Annotated in this window: 14 protein-coding genes and 1 other RNA gene; 8 read left to right on the forward strand and 7 right to left on the reverse strand. The window is 35.6% G+C overall.

Annotation, left to right across the window (positions count from 1 at the left end):
* Positions 1 to 3 precede the first annotated feature (3 nt).
* Positions 4 to 297 carry a type II toxin-antitoxin system RelE/ParE family toxin gene (locus CLV90_RS05815; RefSeq protein WP_133686534.1) on the reverse strand — a complete coding sequence of 98 codons (294 nt, stop codon included), beginning with the start codon at positions 295 to 297 and terminating at the stop codon, positions 4 to 6.
* A complete protein-coding gene (locus tag CLV90_RS05820) occupies positions 284 to 526 on the reverse strand; it encodes a type II toxin-antitoxin system ParD family antitoxin (RefSeq protein WP_133686535.1) in 243 nt (80 codons plus the stop codon). Before CLV90_RS05820 ends, CLV90_RS05815 begins: the two co-directional genes overlap by 14 nt.
* A gap of 132 nt (positions 527 to 658) precedes the next feature.
* Here CLV90_RS05820 and CLV90_RS05825 point away from each other — a divergent pair, with 132 nt between their 5' ends.
* Genes CLV90_RS05825 through CLV90_RS05850 form a run of 6 tightly spaced genes read left to right on the forward strand, consistent with a single transcriptional unit; the run spans position 659 to position 7,151 of the window.
* A complete protein-coding gene (locus CLV90_RS05825; protein WP_133686536.1) occupies positions 659 to 1,954 on the forward strand; it encodes a M20/M25/M40 family metallo-hydrolase in 1,296 nt (431 codons plus the stop codon).
* Positions 1,947 to 2,732, forward strand: a complete 786-nt coding sequence (locus CLV90_RS05830; protein ID WP_133686537.1) for an aldose epimerase family protein — start codon at positions 1,947 to 1,949, stop codon at positions 2,730 to 2,732. Before CLV90_RS05825 ends, CLV90_RS05830 begins: the two co-directional genes overlap by 8 nt.
* Before the next feature lie 28 nt (positions 2,733 to 2,760).
* Entirely contained in the window at positions 2,761 to 3,534 is a 774-nt protein-coding gene (locus tag CLV90_RS05835) for an SOS response-associated peptidase (RefSeq protein ID WP_133686538.1), read from the forward strand.
* A 3-nt stretch (positions 3,535 to 3,537) separates the two neighbouring features.
* A complete protein-coding gene (locus CLV90_RS05840; protein ID WP_133686539.1) occupies positions 3,538 to 3,882 on the forward strand; it encodes a TfoX/Sxy family protein in 345 nt (114 codons plus the stop codon).
* Between the two features lie 55 nt (positions 3,883 to 3,937).
* Complete coding sequence (locus tag CLV90_RS05845) at positions 3,938 to 5,686, forward strand: SulP family inorganic anion transporter (RefSeq protein WP_133686540.1); 1,749 nt, start codon at positions 3,938 to 3,940, stop codon at positions 5,684 to 5,686.
* Positions 5,687 to 5,741: 55 nt separating this feature from the next.
* Entirely contained in the window at positions 5,742 to 7,151 is a 1,410-nt protein-coding gene (locus CLV90_RS05850) for an MBL fold metallo-hydrolase (RefSeq protein WP_133686541.1), read from the forward strand.
* Positions 7,152 to 7,500: 349 nt separating this feature from the next.
* On the opposite strand, the gene CLV90_RS05860 is transcribed toward CLV90_RS05850, so the two are convergent.
* The 4 genes from CLV90_RS05860 to CLV90_RS05870 all read right to left on the reverse strand — a co-directional run bounded on the left by CLV90_RS05860 (position 7,501) and on the right by CLV90_RS05870 (position 10,474).
* Positions 7,501 to 8,865 carry an exonuclease domain-containing protein gene (locus tag CLV90_RS05860; RefSeq protein WP_133686543.1) on the reverse strand — a complete coding sequence of 455 codons (1,365 nt, stop codon included), beginning with the start codon at positions 8,863 to 8,865 and terminating at the stop codon, positions 7,501 to 7,503.
* Between the two features lie 315 nt (positions 8,866 to 9,180).
* The gene (locus CLV90_RS05865; RefSeq protein ID WP_133686544.1) at positions 9,181 to 9,387 is read right to left on the reverse strand and encodes a hypothetical protein; all 207 of its coding nucleotides are present in this window, start codon (positions 9,385 to 9,387) and stop codon (positions 9,181 to 9,183) included.
* 285 nt (positions 9,388 to 9,672) lie between these two features.
* The gene (locus CLV90_RS19205) at positions 9,673 to 9,849 is read right to left on the reverse strand and encodes a hypothetical protein (RefSeq protein ID WP_166638540.1); all 177 of its coding nucleotides are present in this window, start codon (positions 9,847 to 9,849) and stop codon (positions 9,673 to 9,675) included.
* Between the two features lie 394 nt (positions 9,850 to 10,243).
* Positions 10,244 to 10,474 (reverse strand): hypothetical protein, encoded by a 231-nt coding sequence (locus tag CLV90_RS05870; protein ID WP_133686545.1) that lies wholly within the window; start codon positions 10,472 to 10,474, stop codon positions 10,244 to 10,246.
* A gap of 578 nt (positions 10,475 to 11,052) precedes the next feature.
* Here CLV90_RS05870 and CLV90_RS05875 point away from each other — a divergent pair.
* Positions 11,053 to 11,457, forward strand: a complete 405-nt coding sequence (locus tag CLV90_RS05875; protein ID WP_133686546.1) for a response regulator — start codon at positions 11,053 to 11,055, stop codon at positions 11,455 to 11,457.
* Positions 11,458 to 11,637: 180 nt separating this feature from the next.
* Here CLV90_RS05875 and ssrA read toward each other — a convergent pair.
* Positions 11,638 to 12,037: a transfer-messenger RNA gene (ssrA, locus tag CLV90_RS05880) on the reverse strand.
* A gap of 176 nt (positions 12,038 to 12,213) precedes the next feature.
* On the opposite strand from ssrA, the gene CLV90_RS05885 reads away from it, so the two are divergent.
* Positions 12,214 to 13,419 (forward strand): NAD(P)-dependent oxidoreductase, encoded by a 1,206-nt coding sequence (locus CLV90_RS05885; RefSeq protein WP_133686547.1) that lies wholly within the window; start codon positions 12,214 to 12,216, stop codon positions 13,417 to 13,419.
* Positions 13,420 to 13,424 lie beyond the last annotated feature (5 nt).

Here is a 13,424-nt window from a genome sequence, read left to right on the forward strand (position 1 = left end):
TAATTAAAGGTGTTCAATAAAATTCATTCGCTTTCCAAGAACCCTTAGAACGTAGATTTCATTTTCATTTTCGAATTGATAGAAAATGACGTGGGCTTTATAATTATAGAATTTTAACCCGTTGGCTATGGTTGAAGCATCTATTGCCAATGCAGGTCTGTCTGATAATTCAATTAGAAAGTTCTCTAATTCTTGCAAGTATGTAGTTGCCGGCGATTGCCCGAAAAATTTAATTCCGTATTTATAAATAGCAATTAAATCGTGTTGCGCTTTTGTAGATAAATTATAGTTTGCCATTATCTACTTGCTCAATAATATCACTGATTTTTAGAGAACTTCTTCCACTTTGCAAACCTTCATCAATGGCGTTTTTTAATTCGGCTAATTTCATGTTTTCTTGCTGGTCTTTTCTGACCAAATCTCGAATATATTCACTGTCATTGGTGTAATCGCCATTTTCGACTTTTAGTTTTATCCAATTGTCTTGCTGATTGGTAAAGGTTATAGATTTTCGTATCGTTGCCATAATCATTGCTTATGGTGCAATATAGTAATTATTCGCACCATATTTTATTTTGCTCTAGCGCTTAACATAGTAAGTGGTTTATTCTCGTTATAAATTAAGTGTTTTTGGTAAATTTGATGTAAAACAGACCACATGCATCAAAAACTACTACTTACCCTAATTGCTGTGTTTTTATTGACAGGCGTCAATGCACAGAAACTATCAAAGAACGAGAAGAAGGTTGTAAAAGCTATCGAGCAAAATAATGCTGAGGCAATTTCATTTCTAGAAAAAGTCGTGAATATCAATAGTGGTACCTTAAATCTTAAAGGTGTTGAAATGGTAGGAAAAGAGTTTGCTACCGCATTTACTGATATCGGTTTTGAAAGTACTTGGATACCTATGCCCGAAGAAATGAATAGAGCGGGACACTTGTTTGCAGAAATAAAAGGCACCAAGGGAAAAAAGTTGTTGCTTATTGGTCACTTAGATACGGTTTTTGAAGAAGATAGTCCGTTTCAAACTTTTGAAATGGTGAACGATTCTAGCGCACACGCACCAGGTGGTAATGATATGAAGGGTGGCGATGTTATCGTGCTGTATGCACTAAAAGCACTACAACAAAACGGATTGCTGATTGATGCTCAAATTATTGTTGCCTTTACGGGTGATGAAGAAAGCACAGGTAGTCCGCTAGAAAAAAGTAGACACGATTTAATTGAGGCTGCCAAAAGAAGTGATATCGGTCTAGGTTTTGAAAACTCCACCGGATTCAATTATGCAACCGTTGCCCGTAGAGGTTCTTCTGGGTGGAAAGTTGAGGTAGAGGGTAAGAGAGCACACTCATCTGGTATTTTTAGTGAAGATACTGGCGCAGGAGCCATTTTTGAAATGTCTAGAATTTTAAACGGATTTTACACCGATGTAAGAGGAGAAGATTTATTGACCTTTAATCCCGGGACTTTAGTCGGTGGTACTTTTGTGGAGTTTGATGAAATGACCAGTAAGGGGACCGTTTTTGGTAAGACAAATGTCGTTGCGCAGAAAGCGGAAGTCCGTGGCGGATTACGATTTATATCCGAAGAACAAAAAGAACGTGCCCGCGATAATATGCGAGCTGTAGTTGCTAATAATTTACCGCAAACATCGGCAACTGTTACATTTAAGGATAGTTACCCCGCAATGCAACCTACGGAAGGGAATAAGGCATTATTGACAAAATTGAACAAAGTAAGTTTAGATTTAAAGCAAGGTGAAGTGTTAGCATACGACCCAGGTAAAAGAGGTGCGGCAGATACTTCTTTTGTGGCGGAATATGTAGATTGCCTAGACGGATTGGGGACTATGGGAAATGCAGCCCACACTCCCGAAGAAACCGTTAATTTGAATACTATTGAAGCATTAACGAAAAGAACAGCATTATTAATTTATAGATTGATAAATGAGTAATATAACAACATTAGAAGTAGGTGGTCAACAGGTTAAAATTGAAGCTGGCGAACTGGTAGGATACCAAGTTTCTGGTTATGAATTCATGCACCAAAAGGGAAACCCTGGGTGGCGTAGTGTAGATACTGAAATGTTCCCGTTGATCGGACCAACAAATGAGGCAGATTTTAAAGTAAAAACTCCCAAAGGTTTCGCAACTCAAGATCAGCACGGTCTATTACGTGAAATGAAATATAAGTTAGTAGAAAGCTCAGCAAGTAAAGCTGTGTTCTCTAAAAAATATACGGCAAATACCGAGGTTTTAAATTCAAAGTATCCTAAAAAATCTACCGCAGAAAAACTGAGCTGGCCTTACGATTTTGAGTTTATAAAGTCACTTGAATTAATAGACAATTCATTGGTGGTTACCTTTTCAATTTCAGGGGAAGAAGGCATGCCTTTTATGTTGGGTTATCACCCAGCGTTTATGTTGCATAGCGATAATGCTATTATTTCTGCTGGAGAACAAAATATTACTATACCTGAAGTTATGGAAGTTGGTAGTAGAGCATTACAAGTGCCAAATACCGATGTAATTACTTTAAAAGATGAGAAATCACTTCAAATAACATCTGAAGGATTTAGTCATTTTATGCTTTGGACGGAGGTGCCGAATATGGTGTGCATAGAACCAATTACTTTTTATCCGTATGCGGTTGAACAAGATAATTTGGCAGAAGGTTTTATGGTTTTAAAGAAGGAACCTGCAATTTTCACAGTTACGTTAAAACCTTTGTAAATTAAAATTCATCGCTAAAGAATAGTGCATGTGTTATGATGTAAAAACCAGCTTAGAGGCACAGTTAAAAAGGGCAAAGAGAAGTCAAGATTTAAAAGCTATCGAAGAGATTGTTGAAAAATTGGGGCCATTGACCGATTTGCCGCTTCACCATGCATCGGGGTTTTCACATCCTGAGGTTTTAATTTATACTAATGATGATCCATTTTATCCTATTGTGGCTACCTGGGGGTTGATTCCACATTGGGTGAATAGTGCTGAACAACAAAAGAAAATTTGGAACAGTACCTTAAACGCTCGGGTCGAAACCATTTTCGAGAAACCTGCTTTTAAAGATGCTGCGAACGAAAAACGATGCATGCTTTATGTTGACGGCTTTTACGAACATCACCATTATAACGATAACACGTATCCGTTTTTCATCCACCGAAAAAATAATCAACCTTTAGCCTTGGCTGCATTATGGTCTGAATGGATACATCCTGAACACGGCGGTACCATCAAGTCTTTTTCAATTGTAACCACTGTAGGTAATGGCATGATGTCTAAAATTCATAATAACGCTAAATTGAAAGAACCACGTATGCCCTTAATGCTTTCTGAAGATTTGGAAGAGCAATGGCTTTCATCAAATGCAGATTTTGAAAAGGAACTGACTACACTGCTAAATAATGATAATGATCTGGAATTAAAAGCGCACACAGTGGGTAAACTGCGCGGCAAAAACTATGCAGGTAATATAGCATCAATTTCAGATGAAGTAGTTTATACAGAATTGGAACCGGAAGAACTTAATTTTTAAGCTATGGCATACAGCGAGTATTTAGCAGATAGGGTAAGACCACGTCTTAAAGGAAAAGGCGAATTGGAAGAAAAGAAAATGATGGGCGGTCTCACCTTTATGGTCAATGGCAAAATGTGTATTGGTATTATGTTCGACAAAAAAAGTGAAGAAGATAAGTTAATGGTGCGTGTTGGTAAATTGAATTATGAAGAATTACTGAATAAACCGGGCAGCAGACCAATGGACTTTACGGGCAAACCCTTACGCGATTTTCTGTTTATAGGTCCTGACGGATTTGACACCGAAGATGATCTTGATTTTTGGGTTGCGCAAGCTTTGGAATTCAACAGACTATTAAATGTATAAAGTAATGATTCTAATATCTGCTTTCCATGCCCTTTAGAATGATTAAATTTACAGAGTGAAAAACATTTTTCCTTTTTTGGAATGGGTTTCAACCTATAAAAAAGCTTACTTTATAAAAGATTTGTTGGCTGGTTTAACCGTTGGTATCGTTTTGGTGCCACAAGGTATGGCGTATGCAATGATTGCAGGGTTGCCGCCAGTTCATGGTCTATATGCCTCTTTATTTCCGATACTTACCTATGCACTTTTAGGAACATCACGAAAAATAGCTGTTGGGCCTGTTGCGATGGATTCGTTATTGGTAGCGGTAGGTTTAGGGACATTGGCAATAACCGGTGTAGAAAACTACATTATAATGGTCGTATTACTTACCCTAATGGTAGGTTGCATTCAATTTTTGTTGGGTGTATTTCGTATGGGTTTTTTGGTCAATTTTCTTTCTAAACCCGTAATTAGTGGTTTTACATCCGCGGCAGCGATTATTATAGTGCTAAGTCAGTTGAAACATTTATTGGGTGTTTCTGTGCCAGGCAGCAATAAGATCTATGAAACTATTTTCAATATTTTTTATAAACTAGGCGAAATCAATTGGGTGGATTTCAGTATAGGTCTGGTGGGTATAGCACTGTTACTTAGTTTTAAAAAATGGAATAGAAATATACCTGGTATTCTAATTATTGTGGTACTCGGTATTGTAGCGGTATACCTATTTCAGTTAAACGTTTTTGGTATTAAACTGGTAGGTAGCGTGCCAAGCGGTCTGCCAATTTTTGTTTTACCAACAATCGATATAGAGAATATGAAACAATTAGCGCCTATAGCGATTGCTTTGGCGTTGGTAGGGTATTTAGAGGCTATCTCTATTGGTAAGGCGATCGAAGATAAAACGGGTGAAGATACTATTCAGGCAAATCAAGAATTAATTGCTATTGGTTCGTCAAATATTGTGGGGTCTTTTTTTCAAGGCTATCCGGTGACGGCTAGTTTCTCTAGATCGGCAATTAGTTATGATGCTGGTACAAAAACAAACCTTTCAGCAATATTCAGTGTTGTATTGGTGGTGCTGACCTTGTTGTTTTTAACGCCCTTATTTCAATATTTGCCTAATGCAATTTTGGCAAGTATTATTATGGTATCGGTAGTAAAACTCATAGATATCGCTTACTTCAAACATTTATGGCTCAATAGAAAAGATGAGTTTTTTATAATGTTGATTACGTTTATAATCACACTGTTTGTGGGTATTACACAAGGTATTTTAATTGGTGTGCTGTGTTCTTTATTGCTGATGGTATATAGAACATCTAAACCACATTTTGTAGAGATAGGCAATATTGGTAATTCTGACTACTATAAAAATGTCATCCGTTTTGCAGATGAGGTAGTGGTACGAAATGATCTATTAATAGTGCGTTTCGATTCGCAATTGTACTTTGGAAATTCCGCCTATTTTAAAAAGCAATTATTAAAACATATTAGGGCAAAAGGACCGCAGTTGAAAGGGATAATTTTGAACGCAGAGGCTATAAATTATATTGATGCTACCGCAGCAGATATGCTTACGAAATTGATACATGATATTCGAGATAGGGGATTTCAGTTCTACATTGCTGGAGCTATTGGACCTACAAGAGATATCATATTTAATACCGGAATCATTAAAGAATTGCAACGAGAGTTTTTATTTGTAAAAACGAAAGAAGCGGTTGATTTCTTTGACGACCCCAATGAGATTTCATTACTGGCTGCAAAAGTGGCTTACGAAAATAGTAGAATGGCCAAATCTAAAAGAGGCTTAAATTAAATAAATCTCGTACCTTAAAGGTGAAGAGGTTTTTGAACATTAAAAATAGTATCGTATGAATATAGAACAGATATATACAGGTTGTTTGGCTCAGGGAGCATATTATATTGAGAGTGATGGTGAAGTAGCAATAATTGACCCGTTAAGAGAGGTGAGTCCGTATGTGAAGAGAGCTAAAAACGACAATGCCAAGATCAAGTATATATTTGAAACCCATTTTCATGCGGATTTTGTTAGTGGTCATGTCACTTTATCCAAAGAAACAGGAGCGCCAATTATCTACGGACCAACAGCTAATCCAACTTTCGATGCTATTATAGCTGAAGACGAACAAGAATTTCAATTGGGTAAGATTATATTTAAGGTGTTGCATACTCCTGGGCATACTATGGAAAGTACTACTTATTTGTTGCGTGATGAAAACGGTAAAGACCATGCAATTTTCTCAGGAGACACGTTGTTTTTAGGTGATGTTGGTAGACCAGATTTAGCTCAGAAATCTGCTGATATGACACAAGAGCAACTGGCAGGTACCTTGTTCGATAGTCTGCGTACTAAAATTATGCCGTTGGCAGATGATGTAATTGTGTATCCGGCTCATGGTGCAGGATCTGCATGTGGTAAGAATATGATGAAGGAAACGGTAGATACCTTGGGTAATCAGAAAAATATGAATTACGCGCTTAGGGCTGATATGACCAAAGAAGAATTTGTAAAAGAAGTAACTGACGGGTTGTTGCCACCACCTAAATATTTTCCTTTAAATGTAAAGATGAATAAGGAAGGGTATGAAGATATTGGTGATGTGCTTGATCGCGGTAATGTTGAATTGTCTCCCGACGAATTTGAAAAAGCAGCGAACGATACTGAAGCCTTGGTATTAGATGTAAGGCATCAAGATGAATTTGTAAAAGGTCATGTGCCGAGATCAATATTTATCGGACTTAATGGTGATTTTGCTCCGTGGGTGGGCGATTTAATTGCTGATACCAAACAACCTTTGTTATTGGTGATACCGGAAGGAAAGGAAGAAGAAGCGATTACGAGATTATCTCGTGTAGGTTTTGATTCTGCTATTGGATATTTAAAAGGCGGAATTGAAGCTTGGAAAGCGGCTGGAAAAGAAATTGACCAAATAACATCTATTACAGCATCCGAAGCCAAAACTCTTATCGATAAGGATAATATTGAAATTTTCGATGTGCGTAAAGATGGCGAATACTTAAGTGAGCACTTAGTAGGTGCTGTTCATACACCTTTGAGCGAATTGAACAAGCATTTATCTGAATTTCCTGAGAAGGGAGAATTTTTAGTGCATTGTGCTGGCGGATACCGTTCTGTAATAGCTTCATCTATTTTAAAGAGTCGCGGCATCCACAATTTTATCGATGTAAAAGGCGGATATGGAGCACTTAAAAATGAAGATTTGAAGAAGACAGATTACGTTTGTCCGACGACGTTGTAAAAACGAAGGTTTCGTTTACAATTAGTTTAGTATATTTAATAGATTCTAATTAGAGCTATGTTAAAAAATTTTATAGAGCGAGTTGGCATAATGAATATTATGATGCTGTTAGTTGTAATTTCTATAATTGTCGTCTCGGAGGTTCTCTTTTTATCAGGTAAGAAACTCGATGCTATTTTTATAGCATTTTGGGCACCGACCATTCTTGGTTTTATGAACTACTTAAAATATAAAAAATAGTGGAATTCGTCCTAATTTATTCAATTGTAGTATCCATCATATTTATGGTGTGGTTACTCTTTATAATTAGGATGTATAAGAAAATGAATAAATAAAACTGCCGATGTCTTTAAATAGAAATGGCTGATTCAGGATTTTTTCTCAAATAACTTTCAACAATACGCTGGGTTTCCAGCGTATTTTTTTGTGGTGTAATAAACATCTCAAGGTCTTCAATTTGCGCTATAGCAACATCGGTAGGGGCAAAGCCGTAACCAACATAATTATTTTCTCTGATGATAACAAATCCGTTTTCTTCCATAGTTCTGCCACTGGTTTTAATAACAAGGGTAGCTTCTACTTCTTTAATGCTTTGTAAGGCATCAATAACCCGTTGGTTGTATGCTGTAACCATTTCTAGATCAGAGCAAATACCTATACATTGTTTGATTTTGTAGTGCGAGCATACAGCCACATTCTCTTGCAGATGGCAATACTTAGGGCAAAGCTCGAAAGTGCTGCACAGGGTTTCTAAATACTGTCTGGCCTCGGTCGGACTATAACAAATAGCAACCGGATTCGGAGTCATCTTTATTTTATTAAAAGCTAGATGTATAATGCCGTTTCGGTCTTCGTAGGTGAAAATGCCGTATTGTTGAATAGACCTTTTTTGTGCACTATTATATTTAGGATAATGGCGTTTAATTTCGGCAGATTCTTTCAGTAAGGCAATGAGTTCATTACCGGTTTCCACAAAATCTAATGATCTAGTTTCTGCACAGAGGGTAATTTCTTTTGTCTTTTTATCATAAAAATGACCAAGCACTCTTTTCTTGATATTTTTGGCTTTACCAACATAGATAATTTTACCCTTACTGTTTTTAAAGTAATATACACCCGCAGTAGTCGGCAGTTTTAAATATTCTTCTTTTGGTAATCCAGGTGGTAAAGTAGCTTCTTGAGATTTTGAATTCAAAAATTGTTTAAAAACGGAATCTGCATTTTCAGCTCTCAGTAATTTATGAAATAAAAGTACCGTGGCATGGGCATCACCTCTTGCGCGGTGTCTATCGGTTAAAGGAATACCTAAGGCAGCCGTTAATTTACCTAAACTGTAGGAGTTGTAGCCAGGCAATAATTTTCTTGAAAGACGAACGGTACATAATTTCTTTCTAGAAAAATCATGACCCAATAATTTAAACTCATTTTTAATGACATTGTAATCGAAATTGACACTGTGGGCTACAAAAATGGTGTTTTTGGTAATTTCTACAATCTGCGGAATCAGCTCTTCTAATAACGGAGCATTTCGTACCATATCATCGTCAATGCCAGTGAGTCCGGTTATAAATGTAGGAATCGGACATTCCGGATTTACCAACGAGGTAAACTCATCAATAACCTCATGACCATCATATTTAAAAATGGAAATTTCGGTAATTCGGTTACCCTTTATGCCGTTTCCGGTAGTTTCTATGTCAATTATTGTATACAAAAAGTGAAGAATGAATTTAGAACTGCAAAGTTAGCAGAAAATGCAGTATCATTTTATTTACGGTCAGGTATATCTAGATATTATTGAGGAAGTAATTGAATTAGAGAGATGTACTGCCGATTGCGTATAAAATGAATCGCCAAATATGTATTTCAAAATAATTTTCGAAAAATAATTGCTCGAGAAGAGAACTGATGGAAAGTTAAAAGATATTCGCTCATTTAAAATTTTAAAACTAGCAATATTAAATAAATAGTGTCACTTTAAAATTCAAAGCGTGTTGGTAGGTCTTAAATGATATAGGAGAAAATAGTATTAGTTACTTTCTTTTACCTTGTCAAGGTTGATAGCAGCTACACCTAAATCAGTGTTCAATGAGCTAGTTGAGATTGATTTCTCAGTGTTATCACGTACAACATATTCTGATACAAGGTCGTAATCTTTACCGCAAGATGATAAACTTAAAAGAAAAAGAACGGCTGCTAAAGGGACGAAAAAGGCTTTGGTAGTATTAAATTTCATGTAATTGGTAATAAAAGTTATCTCGCTATTTTATTAGCGCATTTCGAAAATATTTAAACTTTATTCATTAACGATGAAAAGTTCGTTTTATTCGATGAAATGCACGCGAATGTTATTAACACCTATTGTTGATAACAAAAAGAGGTCTCTTTATTAGCGTATCTACTTATATGTTAAGTAAGAATATCTGATTTTTTAATAAAATAAGTAAAAACCAAGCCCTTCATTTTTGTTGTTATTCTAGTTCCCCCGATTTCGATTAACAATTTCCATGAAGGGCTTGGTCTAAAAAATGTTCAATGTTTTAAAAGCATCGGTCTTTTTACCATGTTCGTATTTATAATGTAGCCTAATAATTAATAAAAGTTCAGATTCGGTAAGTTCATAGCTTGTCTTCAACGATTTTATTTTTCGTTCGCTCAACTTTGCCAAAATTTGTAATTCTTCTTTTTGCCTTTGCATATTTTTTAATTTAAATCTGCCCTCTTGTGGGGCGGACAGATTTTTTACAACAAACAATTCACTTAACGTACCATAGTATATGTTGGTTAAAAATAGGAGTAGGCGTACATCCAAACAATACCCAATAAAGGGTATATTAAAGGAAATGAAACTATGATGGATATTTCTACTTGTCAAAGAAGGAGGAAAGTAGAGTGCAAAATAGACTTTACAGCATACAAAGAATTTAAACTTACCTTGATGTTAAGGTAAACTTCAATTTAATATATGAATGCATCTTTGCGGTGAGTTTAGAATAAGTTTGAGTTAGTTGAATAACCGGCGCATCCTCATTATGTGTCGGTTTATTTATGTTCAAAATAATGGTGGAATATAGTTTTAGGGTAAATAGGTGTTAGAATTGAACTTTCATTTCCTTAATTCTTAAAATCTGTACGCGTAACAAATTCTGGAAGATTTGAACAATACGCTCTTGGTTTTCTTCAGGAATGCGGCCACCTATAATCCAATTTTTCTTAACGAACTTGGTGCTTTCTAAATTAAACTCTGACTTTAAAAGTAGTAGGGCTTCTTCGCGAGTTTCGTCGTTCATTTTACTGAACATCTGTCTAATATTTTCGGTCATTGGTGGTTATGGTAGATTCCAAAAATAGAAAAAAAAGTGATGCCATCTATTAAAAGATTTAAACAGATACGAGCAAGTTGATTACAATGTAGATTATTAGAATCTCATAGATATCTATAGAGTGATTATATTGATATCTTAACTGTTTAAAAAAGATGGTATGTTATGCTAATTTTAAAAGCTGTTGTAGTCTTCTGTATTTGAATTTATTATTTTGTAAAATTTGATAACAATTGAAGAGTAATACTATTATTTATAGGTATTAGAATTTAATTTTAACGTTAAGTTAGTTTTATTGAAAAAGAATCACCTTTTTATGAAATAAATATTTCTAATCGTATTGATAGCCAATGTCTGATTTTTTAGAATTTCTTTCAAATTATTCGTATTTTTTATAACTTAATACTGGAAATATTGCGATGGTTGTTTCTTAGGCGTTATACTTCGTATTCATACGACATGAAAACGAGTTTTTCTGCTAAATATTAGTTTTCTTTGAAAATATTTTGTAAGTTTTATCTTGTTAAATATATTAACAATATTTCAAAGTATAATCTAGTATCAAAAAATAAATTGCTATGAAAGTTGACACAGTTTGTATTATAGACGACGACCCCATTTGTGTTTATGGCACTAAAATTCTTTTGAATCACAATAATTTTGTGAGTGCTAATATTCTAGTGTATGAAGATGGTTATGAAGCTTTAACGAATTTAACTTCTCTTTTGAAAAATGGGCAGAGAATGCCCGATATTATTCTACTAGATTTAAACATGCCAGTTATGAACGGATGGCAGTTTTTAGATAAATTTCATAAATTAATCTTTGATAACAAGCCTCAGGTTTTTATTGTCAGCTCGCATTTTGATGCTTCTGAAATTAAAAAAGGTAGGAGTTATGAATTGGTTCGCGATTTTATTTCGAAACCTTTAATTGCTAAAAATTTGAATGAAATTATTGCTATGAGTAAAATAGCTGTATAAATAGTACCAATTGTTTTAAAGTGAAAAACCAGAGGATTACTTTACAGTGTTCCCAAAAGCATCCATTCTGCAAATACAACTTTCAAGGCTTAAAATAGCCTTGGAGTATAGAAACAAAAATCCCAAACAAGTAAACTTGATGGGATTTTATATTTTCATCCACATTATAGTTGTGGGTGATCGTGGAGCCGGAGGGATTCGAACCCTCGTCCAAACAAGCAATTAAAATGCTTTCTACATGCTTAGAATCTGATTAATTTTCGATGTGTACCTGACCAGAAACCGCCCAATACACACTTATCTTCTTAAGATTTTGGTGGTGTCGCCAAAGTGAGCGGACACCCTTATGTTGACTTTTCTGGTGCTCCTATAAGAATCGCCATCAACAAGGGCTATTCAGGAACATCTCGCTTCCCTACCTGGTAGGGACGAGGCTAATCTTACTATAATTCAGATTAAGCGGCAAGAGCGTAATTATTTTCGCCAATTAAAAGTGTGAAAAATGAGATTAACGAGCTGTTTCCCAGCGCTCGACATGCTTACATTCCAACTGGTCTCGCTGTCAAAACCGGTCGGCCCCAATATGTAAAAGAACTTCCTAATCTAAATAATAGCTGTATCAATTCAATCGAATGCAACTATTAAATAGTGGGCAGCAAAGCTAACAAAACTTTACGAACCCTTATAATTTTTATTTTGACCGAAGCCAAGTGTTTCTAATTGCATAATTTAGTGCAATATTTATACCAAACCCATATGAAGTTCGGAATCATTAGAGAACGTAAGAATCCGCCAGATAAGCGTGTTGTTCTATCTCCAAAAGCATGTCAAAAAGTCTTAAATACATTTCCTAAGGCTGAAATTATTGTAGAACCTTCGCCTATTAGAGCGTATGCCGATGATGCCTATAAAGCTTTGGGCGTATCCGTAGCCGATGAAATGAATGATTGCGAAGTGCTATTAGGTGTTAAAGAGGTGCCGATAGATGAGCTAATTCCGAATAAAAAGTACTTTTTCTTTTCACATACCATTAAAAAGCAACCTTATAATAGAGATTTGCTTCAAGCTATATTAGCGAAGAATATTGAAATGTACGACCATGAGGTAATTACCAACAAGCAAGAACAACGTGTTGTTGCCTTTGGTAGATACGCTGGTATTGTGGGTGCCTATAACGGATTTCGTGCATACGGACTCAAATTTGGTTTGTTTCAATTGCCAAAAGCCAACGATTTAGAAGATCAAGAAGCTTTAATAAATGAACTTAAAAAGTTAAGATTACCTGCAATCAAAGTACTGCTTACCGGTAGAGGTAGGGTTGGTAATGGCGCTAGAGAAATGTTAGACGGTATGGGAATGAGAAGAGTGAATGTTACCGAATACCTAGAAGAGACATTCAATGAGCCTGTATATTGCCAAATTGATGCTGGCGAATATAACAAACGTAAAGATGGAGTTCGTGGTAATAAAGCCGACTTTTTCGCAAACCCAGGGGAATATAAATCTAACTTTTTTAGATTTGCCAAGGTGACCGATTTCTATATTGCCGGTCATTTCTTCGGTCAAGGTGCTCCCTATTTATTTACTAGGGAAGATGCCAAGAATAAAAATTTTAAAATTAGTGTAGTTGCAGATATTAGCTGCGATATTGACGGACCGGTAGCTTCTACCATTCGTCCCTCAACGATTGCAGATCCAATTTACGGGTATAACCCTGAATCTGAATCTGAAATCGATTTTACAAATGTTGATGCGATTGCGGTTATGGCAGTAGATAATTTGCCGTGCGAATTGCCTAGAGATGCAAGTGAAGGTTTTGGTGATGCTTTTATAAAAAATGTTATTCCTGCGTTTTTTAATAATGATAAAGACGGAGTTCTAGAAAGAGCTAGAATGACCCAAAATGGTAAATTGACGGAACGTTACGCCTACTTGCAAGATTATGTTGATGGTAAAGAGTAGATATT

Source organism: Maribacter spongiicola (assembly GCF_004364165.1).
Taxonomy (GTDB): Bacteria; Bacteroidota; Bacteroidia; order Flavobacteriales; family Flavobacteriaceae; genus Maribacter; species Maribacter spongiicola.

Coding starts and splice junctions, on each gene's coding strand:
- CLV90_RS05875 (WP_133686546.1), top strand. CDS start 11,053: ATGAAAGTTGACACAGTTTGTATTATAGACGACGACCCCATTTGTGTT.
- CLV90_RS05870 (WP_133686545.1), bottom strand. CDS start 10,474: ATGACCGAAAATATTAGACAGATGTTCAGTAAAATGAACGACGAAACT.
- CLV90_RS05820 (WP_133686535.1), bottom strand. CDS start 526: ATGGCAACGATACGAAAATCTATAACCTTTACCAATCAGCAAGACAAT.
- CLV90_RS05850 (WP_133686541.1), top strand. CDS start 5,742: ATGAATATAGAACAGATATATACAGGTTGTTTGGCTCAGGGAGCATAT.
- CLV90_RS05830 (WP_133686537.1), top strand. CDS start 1,947: ATGAGTAATATAACAACATTAGAAGTAGGTGGTCAACAGGTTAAAATT.
- CLV90_RS05825 (WP_133686536.1), top strand. CDS start 659: ATGCATCAAAAACTACTACTTACCCTAATTGCTGTGTTTTTATTGACA.
- CLV90_RS05865 (WP_133686544.1), bottom strand. CDS start 9,387: ATGAAATTTAATACTACCAAAGCCTTTTTCGTCCCTTTAGCAGCCGTT.
- CLV90_RS05815 (WP_133686534.1), bottom strand. CDS start 297: ATGGCAAACTATAATTTATCTACAAAAGCGCAACACGATTTAATTGCT.
- CLV90_RS19205 (WP_166638540.1), bottom strand. CDS start 9,849: ATGCAAAGGCAAAAAGAAGAATTACAAATTTTGGCAAAGTTGAGCGAA.
- CLV90_RS05840 (WP_133686539.1), top strand. CDS start 3,538: ATGGCATACAGCGAGTATTTAGCAGATAGGGTAAGACCACGTCTTAAA.
- CLV90_RS05835 (WP_133686538.1), top strand. CDS start 2,761: ATGTGTTATGATGTAAAAACCAGCTTAGAGGCACAGTTAAAAAGGGCA.
- CLV90_RS05885 (WP_133686547.1), top strand. CDS start 12,214: ATGAAGTTCGGAATCATTAGAGAACGTAAGAATCCGCCAGATAAGCGT.